Source organism: Buttiauxella sp. 3AFRM03, from assembly GCF_003675305.1.
Lineage (GTDB): Bacteria > Pseudomonadota > Gammaproteobacteria > Enterobacterales > Enterobacteriaceae > Buttiauxella > Buttiauxella ferragutiae.
The window spans coordinates 1,967,010-1,983,521 of sequence record NZ_CP033076.1 but is presented as its reverse complement, the minus strand read 5'-3'; the positions used below and the strand labels follow the sequence as shown (position 1 = coordinate 1,983,521).

14 protein-coding genes are annotated in these 16,512 nt (G+C 46.5%); 8 read left to right on the top strand and 6 right to left on the bottom strand.

Annotation, left to right across the window (positions count from 1 at the left end; translation table 11 throughout):
• Nucleotides 1-17: 17 nt before the first annotated feature.
• On the top strand, nucleotides 18-419 hold the full coding sequence (gene crl, locus D8682_RS10735; protein WP_064549283.1) for a sigma factor-binding protein Crl: 402 nt from the start codon (nucleotides 18-20) through the stop codon (nucleotides 417-419).
• A gap of 46 nt (nucleotides 420-465) precedes the next feature.
• Here the strand turns inward: crl and D8682_RS10730 are convergent, their stop codons facing one another.
• The gene (locus D8682_RS10730; RefSeq protein ID WP_064549281.1) at nucleotides 466-1,566 is read right to left on the bottom strand and encodes a porin; all 1,101 of its coding nucleotides are present in this window, start codon (nucleotides 1,564-1,566) and stop codon (nucleotides 466-468) included.
• A gap of 294 nt (nucleotides 1,567-1,860) precedes the next feature.
• Here D8682_RS10730 and proB point away from each other — a divergent pair, with 294 nt between their 5' ends.
• The 4 genes from proB (at nucleotide 1,861) to D8682_RS10710 (ending at nucleotide 8,332) form a co-directional block, all read left to right on the top strand.
• Nucleotides 1,861-2,964 carry a glutamate 5-kinase gene (gene proB, locus D8682_RS10725; protein ID WP_064549280.1) on the top strand — a complete coding sequence of 368 codons (1,104 nt, stop codon included), beginning with the start codon at nucleotides 1,861-1,863 and terminating at the stop codon, nucleotides 2,962-2,964.
• 10 nt (nucleotides 2,965-2,974) lie between these two features.
• Complete coding sequence (proA, locus tag D8682_RS10720; RefSeq protein WP_064549279.1) at nucleotides 2,975-4,228, top strand: glutamate-5-semialdehyde dehydrogenase; 1,254 nt, start codon at nucleotides 2,975-2,977, stop codon at nucleotides 4,226-4,228.
• Nucleotides 4,229-4,720: 492 nt separating this feature from the next.
• Nucleotides 4,721-7,561, top strand: coding sequence for an autotransporter outer membrane beta-barrel domain-containing protein (locus D8682_RS10715; protein WP_064549276.1), 2,841 nt, complete (start codon nucleotides 4,721-4,723; stop codon nucleotides 7,559-7,561).
• A gap of 150 nt (nucleotides 7,562-7,711) precedes the next feature.
• Nucleotides 7,712-8,332, top strand: coding sequence for a helix-turn-helix domain-containing protein (locus D8682_RS10710; RefSeq protein WP_064549274.1), 621 nt, complete (start codon nucleotides 7,712-7,714; stop codon nucleotides 8,330-8,332).
• A 33-nt stretch (nucleotides 8,333-8,365) separates the two neighbouring features.
• Here D8682_RS10710 and ampH read toward each other — a convergent pair whose 3' ends face one another.
• Together ampH and D8682_RS10700 are read right to left on the bottom strand one after the other, a co-directional pair.
• A complete protein-coding gene (gene ampH, locus D8682_RS10705; RefSeq protein WP_121814247.1) occupies nucleotides 8,366-9,523 on the bottom strand; it encodes a D-alanyl-D-alanine-carboxypeptidase/endopeptidase AmpH in 1,158 nt (385 codons plus the stop codon).
• A gap of 171 nt (nucleotides 9,524-9,694) precedes the next feature.
• Entirely contained in the window at nucleotides 9,695-9,982 is a 288-nt protein-coding gene (locus tag D8682_RS10700) for a hypothetical protein (protein ID WP_064549271.1), read from the bottom strand.
• Between the two features lie 433 nt (nucleotides 9,983-10,415).
• Here D8682_RS10700 and lpxP point away from each other — a divergent pair, with 433 nt between their 5' ends.
• The 3 genes from lpxP to sbmA all read left to right on the top strand — a co-directional run bounded on the left by lpxP (nucleotide 10,416) and on the right by sbmA (nucleotide 13,234).
• Nucleotides 10,416-11,342 (top strand): kdo(2)-lipid IV(A) palmitoleoyltransferase, encoded by a 927-nt coding sequence (gene lpxP / locus D8682_RS10695; RefSeq protein ID WP_064549268.1) that lies wholly within the window; start codon nucleotides 10,416-10,418, stop codon nucleotides 11,340-11,342.
• A gap of 56 nt (nucleotides 11,343-11,398) precedes the next feature.
• On the top strand, nucleotides 11,399-11,920 hold the full coding sequence (locus D8682_RS10690; RefSeq protein WP_064549265.1) for an isochorismatase family protein: 522 nt from the start codon (nucleotides 11,399-11,401) through the stop codon (nucleotides 11,918-11,920).
• Between the two features lie 96 nt (nucleotides 11,921-12,016).
• Nucleotides 12,017-13,234: a peptide antibiotic transporter SbmA gene (gene sbmA, locus D8682_RS10685; RefSeq protein ID WP_064549263.1), complete on the top strand. Its 1,218-nt coding sequence runs from the start codon at nucleotides 12,017-12,019 to the stop codon at nucleotides 13,232-13,234.
• A 36-nt stretch (nucleotides 13,235-13,270) separates the two neighbouring features.
• Here sbmA and D8682_RS10680 read toward each other — a convergent pair whose 3' ends face one another.
• Genes D8682_RS10680 through D8682_RS10670 form a run of 3 tightly spaced genes read right to left on the bottom strand, consistent with a single transcriptional unit; the run spans nucleotide 13,271 to nucleotide 16,471 of the window.
• Complete coding sequence (locus D8682_RS10680) at nucleotides 13,271-14,806, bottom strand: DHA2 family efflux MFS transporter permease subunit (RefSeq protein ID WP_121814246.1); 1,536 nt, start codon at nucleotides 14,804-14,806, stop codon at nucleotides 13,271-13,273.
• A gap of 10 nt (nucleotides 14,807-14,816) precedes the next feature.
• Nucleotides 14,817-15,995: an efflux RND transporter periplasmic adaptor subunit gene (locus D8682_RS10675; protein ID WP_121814245.1), complete on the bottom strand. Its 1,179-nt coding sequence runs from the start codon at nucleotides 15,993-15,995 to the stop codon at nucleotides 14,817-14,819.
• 20 nt (nucleotides 15,996-16,015) lie between these two features.
• Nucleotides 16,016-16,471, bottom strand: a complete 456-nt coding sequence (locus tag D8682_RS10670; protein WP_064549254.1) for a MarR family transcriptional regulator — start codon at nucleotides 16,469-16,471, stop codon at nucleotides 16,016-16,018.
• Between the last annotated feature and the right edge of the window lie 41 nt (nucleotides 16,472-16,512).

Below are 16,512 nucleotides of genomic sequence, written 5' to 3'. Positions count from 1 at the left end.
CACAACAGGAGATCGGAATGACGTTACCAAGTGGACACCCGAAAAGTAGATTGATTAAAAAATTTGCCTCGCTTGGCCCATATATCCGGGAAGAGCAATGTGAAGATAACCGTTTCTTCTTCGATTGCCTGGCTGTGTGCGTCAATGTGAAGCCTGCACCAGAGAAACGTGAATTCTGGGGCTGGTGGATGGAGTTGGAAGCTCAGGAAAAACAATTTACCTATACCTGGCAGTTTGGTCTGTTCGACAAAGACGGTAAATGGACTGCGACGGCAGCAAAAGATAAAGAAGTGGATGAAAGACTTGAGCAAACACTGCGTGGTTTCCATGAGCGCTTGCGTGAGTTATTAAGTACATTGGGTCTTGGATTAGTTCCGGCACAAGATTTTACGGAAAAACCGGTAAAGTTATCAGCATAAAAAAAGTCCCCACCGGCCAGGTGGGGACTTTTTTTTTACCCGAATCTTAGAACTGATAAACTAAACCTAATGCGACAACATCATCGCTGTTCAGATTTAGGGCATTGTCGTCGCTCAGTTGGTTAATTTTGTAATCAACAAAAGCTGACATGTTTTTATTGAAGTAATACGTGGCACCAATATCAATATATTTAACCAAATCCGCATCACCCACACCTTCAATATCCTTACCTTTAGACTGGACATAACCCAAAGAAGGGCGTAGACCAAAGTCAAATTGATATTGTGCAATAACTTCGAACGCCTGGTTTTTATTTGCGAAACCACTAATGCTTCTGTTTACACCATTAATAGATGCAGTGCCGGAAATGGGTGTCATATTACGTGTTTCTGCATACATTGCTGCCAGATAAACATTGTGATCATCGTATTTCAAACCAGTGGTCCAGGCTTCGGCATTATCACCAGTGCCCACGGCCAGGTTTTTCTGTGCCAAAGTACGGTTGGAGTTAGAGTAACCCGCACCAATAGTCAGGCCAGTATCAGCAATGTCATAAGATAAGGAAGTACCAAAACCGTCACCGTTTTGCTTACTGGTAGCACGCCCGTCATTCTCGTTTTTCCCCTGGTACTGCAAGGAAAGTTTCAGGCCATCAACCAGACCAAAGAAGGTGTTATTACGATAGGTTGCCACACCGTTTGCACGGCCCGTCATGAAGTTATCGGTTTTAGTGTAAGAGTCATCACCAAACTCAGGCATCATATCGGTGTAAGAGGCGATGTTATAAAGAACGCCGTAGTTACGGCCATAATCGAAGGAACCAATATCACCTGCTTTTAACCCTGCAAACGCCAGGCGAGTTTTGGTTGTATTCGCATCACCTTCAATTTTGTTAGCAGCAACTTGATATTCCCACTGACCAAAACCCGTTAATTGGTCATTAATTTGTGTCTGACCTTTAAAACCGATACGTACATAAGACTGATCGCCATCTACAGACTTGTTATCACTTAGATAGTGTTCAGCTTTTACTTTTCCGTAAAGGTCGAGTTTGTTGCCATCTTTATTATAAATTTCCGCTGCATGCGAATATGTTGATGATGCCAGAAAACCCAATACCATTACTGCCAATGTGCTTTTCTTCATTTTTCATCCCAATAGTGTATTCGCGCTAAAATTTAATCGGAAAGTATTCCGTTAAAAAACGCAGAGAGTTTTATCGTTTGGAGATGAAAGATTTATGACAAAGTAAGAGAAAGTTTAAATAATGGTAATTATTTGTATTTGTCATAAAAATGACAAAATTGGCCGCTACGTTTATGGATCACTTTACATCCAAATCGCTGTTTTCCTTCTGAGCCTGTTGGCAAGCCGCGTCACTCCTGCTACAACGTCATCTGGTATTTTAATTTTCCAATTTCGTTGAAACGGCAGAGAATCATGAGTGAAAGCCAGACGCTGGTGGTAAAACTAGGCACTAGCGTATTAACCGGTGGCTCGCGCCGCCTGAATAGAGCTCATATTGTTGAGCTGGTGCGTCAGTGCGCACAACTTCACGCCTCCGGGCATCGCATTGTTATTGTGACCTCTGGGGCAATTGCTGCGGGTCGCGAGCATTTAGGTTATCCCGAACTGCCCGCAACCATTGCATCCAAGCAATTACTGGCAGCCGTTGGTCAAAGTCGATTGATCCAGCTCTGGGAACAACTGTTTTCTATTTATGGCATTCATGTTGGGCAGATGCTGCTGACGCGTGCCGATATGGAGGATCGCGAACGTTTCCTTAATGCTCGTGACACTTTACGTGCACTGCTTGATAACAACATCGTGCCGGTAATCAATGAAAACGATGCCGTTGCAACCGCAGAAATCAAAGTTGGTGATAATGACAACCTGTCTGCGCTGGCAGCCATTTTGGCTGGTGCAGATAAACTATTACTGCTGACTGACCAACAAGGGTTATTTACTGCTGATCCGCGTAATAACCCTGAAGCTGAACTCATTAAAGAAGTTCACGGCATTGACGACGCACTGCGAGCAATAGCTGGTGATAGCGTGTCTGGCCTGGGAACTGGCGGCATGGGGACGAAATTGCAGGCTGCTGATGTCGCTTGCCGCGCAGGTATCGACGTAGTCATTGCGGCTGGCAGCAAACCCGGGGTGATTGGTGATGTTATGGCGGGTACGCCAGTGGGGACTCGTTTCCATGCTCAACAATCACCATTAGAAAACCGCAAACGTTGGATATTTGGTGCGCCTCCTGCAGGTGAAATCACGGTCGATGATGGCGCGCTTGCGGCGATTCTTGAACGCGGAAGCTCTTTATTGCCAAAGGGTATCAAAAACGTCACTGGAAACTTTTCCCGCGGTGAAGTTATTCGCATTCGCAGCCTTGAAGGCCGCGATATTGCCCATGGTGTTTGTCGCTACAATAGTGACGCTTTGCGTCGTATCGCAGGTCATCACTCTCAACAGATCGGTGAAATTCTTGGCTACGAATATGGCCCAGTAGCCGTTCATCGTGACGATATGATAGTTAACTAAGGAGCAGGCAATGCTGGAAAAAATGGGTAAAGCAGCTAAAGCTGCCTCTTATCAGATGGCTCTGCTCTCCAGCCGCGAAAAAAACCGCGCGCTGGAATGTATCGCAGATAATCTGGAAGCTCAGGCTGCAGCTATTTTGGAAGCCAACGAAAAAGACCTGGCCGAAGCAAAGGCCAATGGCCTAAGCGAAGCGATGTTAGACCGATTACAACTCACTCCTTCACGTCTGAGTAGCATTGCGAATGATGTTCGTCAGGTATGCAATTTGGCAGATCCAGTGGGTCAAATCATTGATGGCGGTGTGCTGGACAGTGGTTTACGTCTTGAGCGTCGGCGTGTTCCATTAGGTGTAGTTGGTGTGATTTATGAAGCTCGTCCTAATGTTACGGTTGATGTTGCTTCACTGTGCCTGAAAACAGGAAATGCAGCGATTTTGCGTGGCGGGAAAGAAACCTGGCGCACTAATGCCGCAACGGTCAAGGTTATTCAACAAGCGCTGACGGAGTGTGGCCTACCTGCGGCAGCGGTTCAGGCGATAGAAAGTCCCGATCGCGCACTGGTGAATGAGCTGCTACGCATGGATCGTTATGTAGACATGCTGATTCCTCGTGGTGGCGCAGGCCTACATAAACTCTGTCGCGAGCAATCAACGATTCCAGTTATTACCGGTGGGATTGGTGTTTGCCATATCTTTGTGGATGACAGTGCTGAATTTGAGCCGGCACTGAGAATTATTGTTAATGCCAAAACTCAGCGTCCAAGTACCTGCAATACAGTAGAAACCTTACTGGTCCATCAAGGAATAGCAGCAAACTTCTTGCCTGCGCTAAGCCAACAAATGGCTGAATCTGGCGTAACATTGCATGCTGACGAAAAGGCTCTGCCACTGTTACAGAATGGGCCTGCGGAAGTACTGCCTGTAAAAGCAGAAGACTATGATGACGAGTGGTTGTCACTGCATTTGAATGTGAAAGTTGTCGCTAATATTGATGACGCTATTGACCATATCCGGGAACATGGCACACAACACTCTGACGCGATTTTGACTCGTACACTGCGTAATGCGAACCGCTTTGTGAATGAAGTTGATTCCTCTGCCGTCTATGTGAATGCTTCAACACGTTTCACCGATGGCGGCCAGTTTGGCCTTGGTGCCGAAGTTGCGGTAAGTACGCAGAAACTTCATGCTCGTGGCCCTATGGGGCTGGAAGCGCTCACGACTTATAAATGGATTGGATTCGGCGACGATACAATCCGAGCGTAATTGAACCAAAGGTAATACGTCTTTCTGGAAACTATAAGGTTATACGTGTTACCTACCCTTCTTTATTTACTATTACCCTGAAGCCTCAAGTGATCTATTAAAACAATCCGCCTTAATAAGTTTTAATTAATTCCAATAAATTTAATGTTAATCGTTAATATGGCATTGTCTTATATGTTACCTCTGTTTTTATTTGTTTGTTGAATGATACTTTGTATTTAAGTGAGCTGTGAAATTTATGCGTTATTTATATGTGTTGTGCTTTTTTTAATGAATGTCATTGATGTTTAAAATGTTTCTCCATTTTGTATGAAATAACACTTTTTAGGTATAAATCTGTTTTCGTATTTACAGCAGAAATTAATTGAACGATTTGCTATTGGAACATAATAATCCTCTCACTAATAACGTTACATGTATTAGTGGTTACCGCTTACTGCATTGACTATTGATGGACCAACATAAGATCTAGTCCCTGAGGAGGGATGATAAATGCACTCTTGGAAAAAGAAACTCGTTGTATCACAACTAGCATTAGCCTGCACTTTGGCAATTGCTTCTCAGGCAAATGCTACTACTTATAACACTTTCGGTTATCACGATGACGCGACCACCGCTTTTAGCTGGAGCGATTGGGAAAATGCCGATAAGCTTAACTATATTACTTATGATGGTTATATCTATAACAATGCGGCAGATGGCGCTTATGATCAAACCTTCAATAACGATGTAGTAAACGGCGTTATCTCTACTTACTATCTGAATAATGATTACGCAGATGGTGATGCTAATACGCTGAACATTTCCAACTCAGTCATTCACGGTATGGTTACCTCTCAAAAAGTTTACGACCACGATGGTTATGGCTGGACGAACGGTACTGCTGTTGATTATAAGTGGGTTGATGGTGATGTATTCACTCTTAATATCGCTAATTCTACAATTGACGACGATTACGAATATTTCTATTTTACTGACAGTTATTTGAATGCTGATGCTATAGCAGCATCAGAACAGTATCGCACAGCTGATTATGCCTATTTGGGCGCAGCAGTAACGCTAGATGTTGAAAGCAATATCAACATTAGTGATAACTCTCGTGTTGCCGGTATTGCACTGTCTCAAGGGGACACCAGCAATACAGATTACGCCACAGAATATCGCACCTGGGACAACAACATCTCTGTTGTTAACTCTACAGTGACTTCAGGTGCTTACACCCCACTGGAAGGCGACGGTTTCTATGGTAACTCTGAGGAACCAAGTGACTATAACGGTGATGGTAGTGTAAACGACATCGCAATGTCTTTTGCTGATAGTTCAGCATCAAATTATGCGATGAAAAACAATGTAAGATTCGACCATTCTACCCTGATGGGCGATGTTGCGTTTGCCAGCACCTGGAATGCTAATTTCTATCCAAGTGGTCATGATTCTATCGATAATGGTGTTCTTGATACCAATGGCGGTTGGGCTGACGATAGTCTGAACGTTGACGAACTGAATATCACCCTGGATAACGGTAGTAAGTGGGTTGGTGCAGCTGTATTCAGCTATGACGCTATTGGCCCTGCAAGCATGTACGATGTTGCAGTCAACAGCCTTGAGCCAAACTCTACTTATGATCATTGGGGTAATGTTGTCGATGATCAGACTTTCCAGAGCGGTGTGTTCAACGTTGCACTGAACAACGGTTCAGAATGGGATACAGTCAATAATTCCAATATTGATACACTGGCCGTGAATAATGGTTCTCAGGTTAACGTAGCCCAAGATTCTTCTCTGCTGTCAGACTCAATTACTCTGACCAACGGTTCTACGATGAACCTGAGTTCTGGCGGTGAAGTGGGCACTGACCATCTGACTGTTGATAGTTACAGTAAAGTCGATCTGACTGATGAAACCACCTACCTGCGTGCTAACACTGTTACCGTTTCTAACGGTGGCGAATTTAGCATTGGTGCTGGTGATTTCGATGCCAACCTGTTTAGCACTGATAGAATGGAACTGACTAATGGTGGTGTATTCAACATCAATAGCAGCGACTATGTATTAGATGCTGACTTAGTGAATGGTCATACTAATACCTCGAATACTCAAGATGCGACTTATGGTTATGGCGTAATTGCTATGAACTCTGACGGACATCTGACCATTAATGGTAACGGTAATAGTAACAATGCTGATCAAGAATTCAGTGTAGATGATACCAACGATGGAACAGTAGCGGCTGCTGGTAACTACAAAGTGCGTATCAATAATTCAACGGGTGCAGGTTCTGTTGCTAACTATAAAGATAAAGAAATTATCTATGTTAACGATGTGAACAGCACTGCAACTTTCTCTGCTGCTAACAAAGCTGATTTGGGTGCTTACACCTATCACGCTGAGCAGTATGGTAATACTGTTGTGCTCAAGCAGGGTGAGCTGACTGACTACGCTAACATGGCGTTGAGCATTCCTTCTGCAAATACCAATATCTGGAACCTGGAGCAAGACGCGCTGGCAACCCGCCTGGCAAATGGCCGTCATTCTGAAGGTGATACTGGCGGTGCATGGGTCACTTACATCGGTGGCGGTTTCTCCGGTGACAATGGCGTGTTGAACTATGACCAGGATGTAAGTGGTATCATGGTTGGTCTGGATAAACAGATCGAAGGCAATAGTGCTAAGTGGACTGTCGGTGCAGCAGCAGGCTTTGCAAAAGGCGATATCAATGATAACAGCGGTAGCGTAGATCAAGACAGCCAGTCTGCTCGTATCTACTCTTCGGCTCGCTTCCAGAATAATATCTTCTTTGATTCAAGTCTGAGCTATAGCCATTACAGCAATGACCTGACTGCAACCATGAGCAATGGCGCAGCAGTAAGCGGCGATGCTTCATCCGATGCCTGGGGCTTTGGCTTGAAACTGGGTTACGACTGGCAGCTCAGCAAGGAAGGTTATCTGACCCCTTATGCTTCTATTTCTGGTCTGTTCCAGGATGGCGACAACTACCAACTTAGCAATGATATGAAAGTGGGTAGCCAGTCGTATGACAGCATGCGTTATGAGTTAGGTATGGACGCTGGGTATACCTTCGACTACGGTGATCAAGCTCTGACTCCTTACTTCAAGCTGGCGTACGTCTATGACGATTCTAACGGCAATAGTGCTGATGTGAATGGCGACAATATTGACAATGGGGTGGAAGGTTCTGCGGTACGCGTAGGACTTGGTACTCAGTTCAGCTTCACTAAAAACTTTGCAGCCTATGCTGACACTAACTACCTTGGTGGTGGTGATGTTGACCAAGATTGGTCGGCAAACGTGGGTGTTAAATACACTTGGTAATAAGATAAATAATTATACGACTCACAGAATATAAGGTTTTTGCCTCCCCTTAGTATTCTCTTCAAAGTGAATCAAGTGATTATAAAGATGCCTGTCTCGAATAGAGACAGGCATTTTATTGAGCTATCATTAGATAAAAGAGTATCTATTATGATTACAAAACCATTAACCCCGCTCGAAGCTATTCGTAGCAGGTTGGTGGAGGTTGGCAATAAATTCACCTTGCCAGCAGACAGTGAATTAAGTATGTTTAATGAACATAATGAACCATTAATCTGGTTTTTTAGCGAAGGGAGTATTATTTTACACAGGGAAACAGACGAACTTTTGATGGAGCTCGTATCTGCTCCCACTCTGCTAGGTTTGGCAAATATATTCCAAACGACTCCAATTAAATATCGCTTGGTTACGCAAACTGATTGCCAAGGGTTCACCGTTCCCGCACATCTTGCATCTGAAATTATTGAAAAAAATAGATTGTGGCAACAGGCATGTCACTGGACAAGCTATGTTGTTCGTGGGCTTGAAAGGCGTGATTCTCGTTTTATTGGTACAACAACCTATTCTCAGATTCGGGTGACGTTGCTCATTATGGACTCATGGAGTTTTGATTTACGTGCGCGTATTGGGGTCATTAGTTTTATACAAAAAAGAACTAAAATATCACGCTCTGTAATTGCTGAAATATTGTCTGCGCTACGCAAAGGTAATTACATTGAGATGGATAAAGGTAAGCTGGTTTCTGTTGGTCGTCTGCCGACCAGTTATTGAGAAAGCAGGTCGAAACATCGACCTGCTTTTCTATCAGGACGCAGGGCCGGCTTGAGACGTGGAACCACTTAGTTCAGAAACTAAATCATTTACACCATCACTCATATTCACAAAACGAGTTAATGGTGAGCGTGTGATGACAACAAACACTCCCACATTGCTTTGCGGAACCATTGCCATATACGTGATAAATCCGCCACCGCCACCTGTTTTTTGCACAATGCCAGGACGACCATTCTTTGGTGCCATATACACCCAACCCAGTCCCAAAGCATCGGCTTTTCCTGGAACATCCATACCAATAACTTTGGTGAGTTGTGTGCGTTGATAGATAAGCGTCTGCATTCTGTCAGCTTGAGTATTACGACGATGAAAATCAGAACTCAAAAACTGCTGCATCCAGCGCATCATGTCGTCAGGTGTCGAATAAACGCCGCCACTGCCAATCGCTGCGAGTGTATTATCGCAAGGACTGGCACCTTTCTCTGCCACCATCAGGCGCTTGCACTGGTCAGGTGAAGGAGTAAATGTTGTGTCCTTCATACCCAATGGGCGGGTGATTTGTTCTTCGAACAATTGAGGGTAAGGTTTGTTTGCAGCTCGGGCTAGCGCATCGGCGAGAAGATCAAATGCGAGATTTGAATAAGAGGCAATTGTACCTGGTGCGCTTTTTAAACTTGCATTGGCGAGCCAATTCCAGCGTTGATCACGCGTCGGCCAGGTAAACACAGTTCGATGCGCGGCACCACCAGGTTGCTCACGAGGTAATGCGCTGGTGTGAGTCGCCAGATTCACCAGTGTAATGGGTTTGCCATTATAAGTAGGGACTCTGACTCCGCCAGGGGCATACTTGCTTAATGGATCATTGAGCTGAACCTTGCCCTGATCCAACATTTTTACCAGCATTTCACTGGTCATGAGTTTGGTTAGCGAAGCAATACGGATAACCGAGTCAAGTTGCGGGCGAACGTTATTACCTGGTCGTGTCTCACCAAAACTTTTGAAAGCGCGCTGGTTACCATCAATCACGACCATTGCCATTCCTGTAGCACCGCTGCCATAAAAAATATGATTGGCATAACGATCTGCTATTTCAGAAGCAAAAACAGGATCGGGAGAAGTTTGAGCAAAACTCATAATTGGCAGTGCAGCAATGACGAGTACTGCGAGACGTGGGAGACGAATTTTCAACGCGGATAACCCATAAACGAAGTGAAGCGATATTGATCGTATTTATACTACTCTATGGCGCTACGCAAACGCGGAAAATGAGGATTGTGATGAGAAAAAGCGTAACGCGGCATTTCAGGGGGATTATCGGTTAGTAAAGCACCACAGTTTGAGGCTGCGGTGCAATTTGCATTAATTTGTCTTTTGTACATCTTTCTGCGTTACTTCGTCAGTTGTCCCGCCTTTCTTAAGCATTTTATCGTCACTTTTATGCTCAGAACGCATCTCGTGTCCTGATTCGCAGCCTTTCTTGTTTTCATTTCCAGCGGCACGGCAGTCATCAATAATATGACCAGGGTTACTGAGTTGTTCCTTTTCTGCCTGCATTCCCGATGTGCTGGTGGCTGGGTTCTCGGCAAAGGCGCCGGCGCTTGCGAATAGAAGAGTGCTGGAAAGTAACGCTAAAGTTAGTTTTTTCATTGTGCCAGGTTCCTGAAGATTGTAGGGAAATCCCAATAAGTATTAGTCCAGAAATTGATTTTCGACAGCGGAAAAGACTAAAATTTATCCGTTAGAAATCACAATTTTAGCTTCGTGTTTTCACCGTCTATTGAGGTACTGGCAAATGCAACATTCTCTCCTGGTAAATCGTCGAAACATGTTTTGAATCGTCTATTTTTTAAACTAAAATGGGTGCGTAACTCCTAATCCTGACGCAATGAAGCGAAATACGTAAAAAAACTGACAACATCTATATATGGCTTGATCAGAAAATGCGTATTATCGGAGTCACTTTGATTTCACTGCTGCAACTATTACCGCCGAGTGGCGTCATAGTACGAGCACTATGCTGTACCGCTAATGAGTGACTTCTTTATGCGATACACACCCATTACGCATACAGAAGCTGATAATGTCTAGTAAACCGCGCTTTCGAACTGAACTCCTCCACCCTCGCTACTGGCTGACCTGGTTTGGTATGGCTATTTTGTGGTTGTGGGTGCAATTGCCTTACCCTGTGCTACTGAAAATGGGCGACTTCATTGGTCGCGCATCCATGCGTTTTCTCAAACGACGGGTTTCCATTGCTCGCCAGAACCTTAAATTATGTTTCCCGCATTACACCGATGAGCAGGTTGACGCCATCGTGGTACAGAATTTCTCGTCGCTAGGAATGGGTTTAATTGAAACCGGTATGGCCTGGTTCTGGCCGGATGCACGGGTACGCAAATGGTTCGAAGTGCGTGGGCTTGAGCATATCACTGCTGCTTGTGATAAAGGGCAAGGTGTCATGGCTATCGGTGTGCATTTTATGTCGCTGGAATTGGGTGGCCGCGTGATGGGTCTCTGCCGTCCGATGATGGCGATGTACCGCCCACACAACAATAAAGCGATGGAATTTATTCAAACGCGCGGCCGTTCTCGCTCCAATAAAGCGATGCTGGATCGTCGTAATCTGAAAGGCATGGTGAAGGCTCTTAAAGCAGGCGAAGCTGTATGGTTCGCACCCGATCAGGATTATGGTCCGAAAGGCAGTTCATTTGCGCCATTTTTTGCTGTGCAAAAGGCTGCGACAACCAACGGAACTTACACCATTGCTCGTCTGGCAAAACCTGCGATTCTGACCATCGTGCTAATCCGTAAGCAAGATGGAACAGGATATCAACTGGTTATTGAGCCCGAGTTTGAAGATTATCCATTAGATGACGAACAGGCCGCAGCGGAGTACGTGAACCGGAAGATCGAACGCGAAATCATGCGTGCGCCAGAGCAATACTTATGGCTGCATCGTCGATTCAAAACACGTCCAGAGGGTGAGCCTAAACTTTATACAGTTTAAAGCCAAAACAGGTATGTGGTACGCTCCGCAATTCCTCGTTTGATGAGAGCTCAATCATGCCTGCCCAACGTGTACTGATGGTTATTGATATGCAGAATGGGGTCTTTGAAGCCCCTCGTATTAACCGGGACATCTGCACGACACGTATTAACCAACTGATTAACGCCGCTGATAAAGTCATTTTCATCCAACATACTGAACAGGGGTTGGAGCAGGGGACTGCGGCGTTTGATCTTTTAGCAGAGTTAATACAACCCATTGATGCGCTTTATGTTACCAAAACAGCGTGCGATGCGTTTTACCGTACTGAGCTTGATGAAGTCCTCAATCGCCACCAAATAAAAGAATTTGTGGTATGCGGTTGTGCAACGGATTATTGCGTGGACGCTACTATTAAAAACGGAGCCAGTCGCGGTTATGCCATGACTGTCGCTGCAGACGCGCATACAACAGCAAATCGTCCGGCTGCGCTTGCCGAAGTGTTGATCGAGCATTACAACGATGTCTGGCGTAACTTTACGATTCCGGGAAACACGCTGCGGGTAAAATCTACCGCGGAGATTCTCGAACAGTGGTAAAGCAGTAAACCTGACATCTCTTGATACAACATTCAGTGAGCCTTATTGAGTCGTGATGGTCATAACAATAAGAGTTTGTTTTCAGGAGTGTTGTAGATGTTTAAATCGTTTTTCCCACGCCCGACAGCGTTTTTTCTGTCGGCTTTTATTTGGGCGATGATCGCCGTTGTCTTCTGGCAGGCAGGCGGAGGCAACTGGGTAGTGCGTATTACCGGTGCGACGGGGGAAGTACCTATCAGCGCCGCCCGTTTTTGGTCGATGGGCTATCTGGTGTTTTACGCTTATTACGCGCTTTGTGTGGGGGCGTTTGCGGTTTTCTGGTTTATTTATAGCCCGCACCGTTGGCAATATTGGTCGATTCTCGGCTCCTCACTGATTATTTTCGTGACCTGGTTCCTGGTCGAAGTCGGGGTCGCAGTGAATGCGTGGTATGCCCCATTCTACGATCTAATCCAGACGGCACTCAGTTCGCCTCATAAAGTCACGATTGAGCAGTTCTATCATGAAGTTGGCGTGTTCCTGGGAATTGCATTAATTGCAGTCATTGTCGGGGTGATGAACAATTTCTTTGTCAGCCACTATGTATTCCGTTGGCGCACAGCGATGAACGAATACTACATGGATAATTGGCAGTTACTGCGTAATATCGAAGGTGCCGCGCAGCGTGTGCAGGAAGACACCATGCGTTTTGCTTCCACACTGGAGGATATGGGCGTCAGTTTTATTAACGCTATCATGACGTTAATTGCATTCCTGCCGGTGCTGGTCACTCTTTCTGCTCACGTTCCAAATTTGCCGATAGTCGGGCACATCCCATACGGGCTGGTCATTGCTGCGATTATTTGGTCCTTGCTTGGTACAGGATTATTGGCTGTCGTCGGGATTAAATTACCCGGTCTTGAGTTCAAAAATCAGCGTGTCGAAGCGGCTTATCGTAAAGAGCTCGTTTATGGCGAGGACGATGCTTCTCGTGCGTCTCCACCAACCATAAAAGAGCTATTTGACGGCGTGCGCAGAAACTATTTCCGGCTGTACTTCCATTACATGTACTTCAACATTGCACGTATTCTGTATCTGCAAGTCGATAACGTGTTTGGCCTGTTCTTGTTGTTCCCATCGATTGTTGCGGGGACCATTACTCTTGGACTCATGACGCAAATCACCAACGTGTTCGGTCAGGTTCGCGGCTCGTTCCAGTATTTGATTAGCTCGTGGACCACACTCGTTGAACTGATGTCTATCTACAAACGTCTGCGCAGTTTTGAGCGCACGTTGCAGGATATTCCAGTGGAAGCGGCAGGTGAGTCAGTCTAAGAATAAAAGTCTGGCGGGGAAACCCGCCAGATTCTATTAATGCCCCGCAGCCGGAGCGCCAGGTGCGCCAGAGCGGATAAACGGCGGTCGCGCGAACCAGATAATCACAATCAGCCCCATAAATCCCCAACCCAAAATCCAGAAGTAGTCGATGGTCGACATCATGTAGGCCTGTTGTTCGATAGTTTTATCAACCCACGCCAGATGCTGTTGCGTCGCGCCACCCATTTTATCCAGATAATCCACCGCAGACGGGTTATAAATCGACACGCTTTCGGTCAGATTGGCATGATGGAAAACTTCACGACGTGACCAAATCCAGGTTGTCAGTGACGAAGCGAATGAACCACCCAATACGCGGAAGAACGTGGCTAAGCCAGAACCTTCCGCCACTTCAGCACCATGAAGATTCGACAACACAATCGTTGTTAACGGCATAAAGAAGAATGCCACGCCGATACCCATAAACATCTGCACCTCAGCAATAGTGCGGAAATCTACGTTGGTATTGAACTGCGCACGGAACAAGCAGGACGCGCCCATAATCAGGAACGACATTGACGCCAGAATTCGTAAATCCACTTTGCTGGCATAACGGCCAACAATCGGCGTCAGTAACAGTGGCAAGAAACCCATCGGTGCCGCGGCAAGTCCGGCCCAGATTGCGGTGTAGCCCATCTGTGTTTGCAGCCACTGCGGCAGGATAATGTTGATAGCGAAGAAAGCCGCATATCCAAGCATTAATGCCGTGGTACCAATCGCAAAGTTGCGTTCTTTAAACAGACGCAAATTCACAATGGGGTGGCGCTCGCCCAACTCCCAAATGACAAAAGCCACCAGACCAATCGCCGAAATCACCGACATGATGATAATTTCTGGTGAGGCAAACCAATCAAGATCGTTGCCCTTATCCAGCACTACTTGTAACAGCCCTACACCGATTACCAGCAATCCGATGCCGATATAGTCAATCGGTGATGTAGTGGTAGTTTCTTCGCGCCCACGCATCTGTGTCCAAACGACAATCGAGGCAAAAATGCCGATTGGCACGTTGATGTAAAAAATCCATGGCCAGGAGTAGTTATCAGTAATCCAGCCACCGGTAATTGGCCCAACGATGGGAGCGACGACCGTCACCATCGACAACAGCGCCAACGCCATCCCACGTTTCATCGGCGGGAAGATAACCAACAACAGTGTCTGGCACATCGGGAACATGGGGCCGGCGAAAAAACCCTGCATGGCGCGGAAGATTATCAGCTCGGTCATACTGTGGGCAAAACCGCACAGGAATGAGGTGAGGGTAAACATCACCACCGATCCGATAAAAAGTTTCAGTTGACCAAAGCGTCGGGTAAACCAACCGGTGAGCGGCAAAGCAATAGCGTTACACACTGCAAACGAAGTGATAACCCACGTGCCTTGATCTGCACTAACACCCAGATTGCCGGCAATCGTCGGCAATGCGACGTTTGCAATGGTTGAGTCCAGCACCTGCATGAAAGTTGCCAGCGACAGTGCGAGCGTCGCGAGCAGCAGACTGGGTGGCGTATACGCCGCCTTATCTTGCATAACTTCTCTCTTAATGGGCGCTTGACGCTACCGCATTGCTGTTGTCATGAAGGATTTTCGTCACCAGTTTGTCTGCCGCTTCCAGTGAGTCTTGATAGACATCAGTGGTAAAGCGAGGGGCGCTGACAGTTTTTTGTGGCAGCAGGTGACCCTCTTCATTGCGAATATCCACACGTGCATTCATCGACAACCCAACGCGCAGCGGGTGCTTGCGCATATCATGTGGATCGAGCGTGATACGTACTGGCAGGCGCTGAACGATTTTGATCCAGTTACCGCTGGCATTCTGCGCTGGCAACAACGAAAACGCGCTGCCAGTGCCAATCCCAAGGCTTTCAATCGTTCCGTGGTATTCAACATCATCACCGTACAGATCGGCGTTAAGCGTCACTTTCTGGCCCAGACGCATGGTTTTCATCTGGCTTTCTTTGAAGTTAGCATCCACCCACACTTCATTGAGCGGCACGATGGCCAGCAAAGTGGTGCCAGAAGTGACCTGCATCCCCAATTGCACGGCGCGTTTGGCGACATAGCCACTTACCGGAGCCACAATAGTGGTACGCGAGTTATCCAGATAACGCTGACGAAGTGTTGCAACAGCAGTTTTGATTTCCGGATGGCTTTCAATAACGGTGTCATCCACCATCGCCAGGTTGGTACGCAATGCTTGTTGTGCAGCAGCCAAATCGCTTTGTGCGCTGGTGACGGCATCGCGATAATGCGCGAGGTCTTCTGCGGCAATCGCACCAGTCGAGAATATTTTCTCGCGGCGCGCATAGTCATTTTGAGCCGTTTGCAGGGCGACCTGTTTAGCGGCGACTTGCGCACGGTAATTATCCGCTGTGCTGTATAAACCGCGCACCTGGCGAACGGTGTTTGCCAGGTTGGCTTCTGCTTGTTGTAGCGCAATCTGAGTATCGCTTGGGTCAAGTAATACCAGCGGTTGGCCTTTCTCGACGAAATCCCCTTCGTCTGCGGTGACCTGAGTCACTGTGCCGTTAATTTGCGGGGTTAGCGCGACCTGATTGCCATTCACGTAGGCATCATCTGTTGACTCATAAAAACGAGCATACAAGAAATACCATGTGAGACAGCCGGCGGCGGCCAGCACAAGAATCAGGATAAAAATAATAAAATTACGTTTGCGCTTACTGGATCGCTGAACGTGTTCTTCTGGAGTGGTTTCCATCTTTTGGCCTTTAAACGGTGTTAGCGATGTGGCGCGGTGATGTCATCCGGCAGCATTTTGGTAATTAATGCCACCAGTTGTTGAGATTCATCCTGCGTCAGGCGTGCGGTGAGAGAGGCAATAATTGAAGCGAGCGCTTCATTCTGAAAACGATCGCAAATCAACTGGCCCTTGTCTGTCAGAGCCAGAATCACCTGGCGCTTATCTTGTGGATTGGGATGGCGAACAATCAGTTCGCGCTTGACCATGCGGCCAACCATACGGCTCATCGCGCCAGCATCCATCACCAGGTTTTTGCTGATGACAACAGGGCTGGTCACGCCTTTATAAATATTAATCAGTACCTTAAATTGCGCTGCGGTGATATCCGCACCAGAGAAATATTGGCTGATCAACTGATCTTTAAACTGGTTCGCGAGGTGGATAAGCAAACCGAGATGAAGCTTGTTATCGATAATACCCGGATTGTTCGTCATGATAGTTGCCTGGTCAGTAATTACAGTTGAAATTACTGACC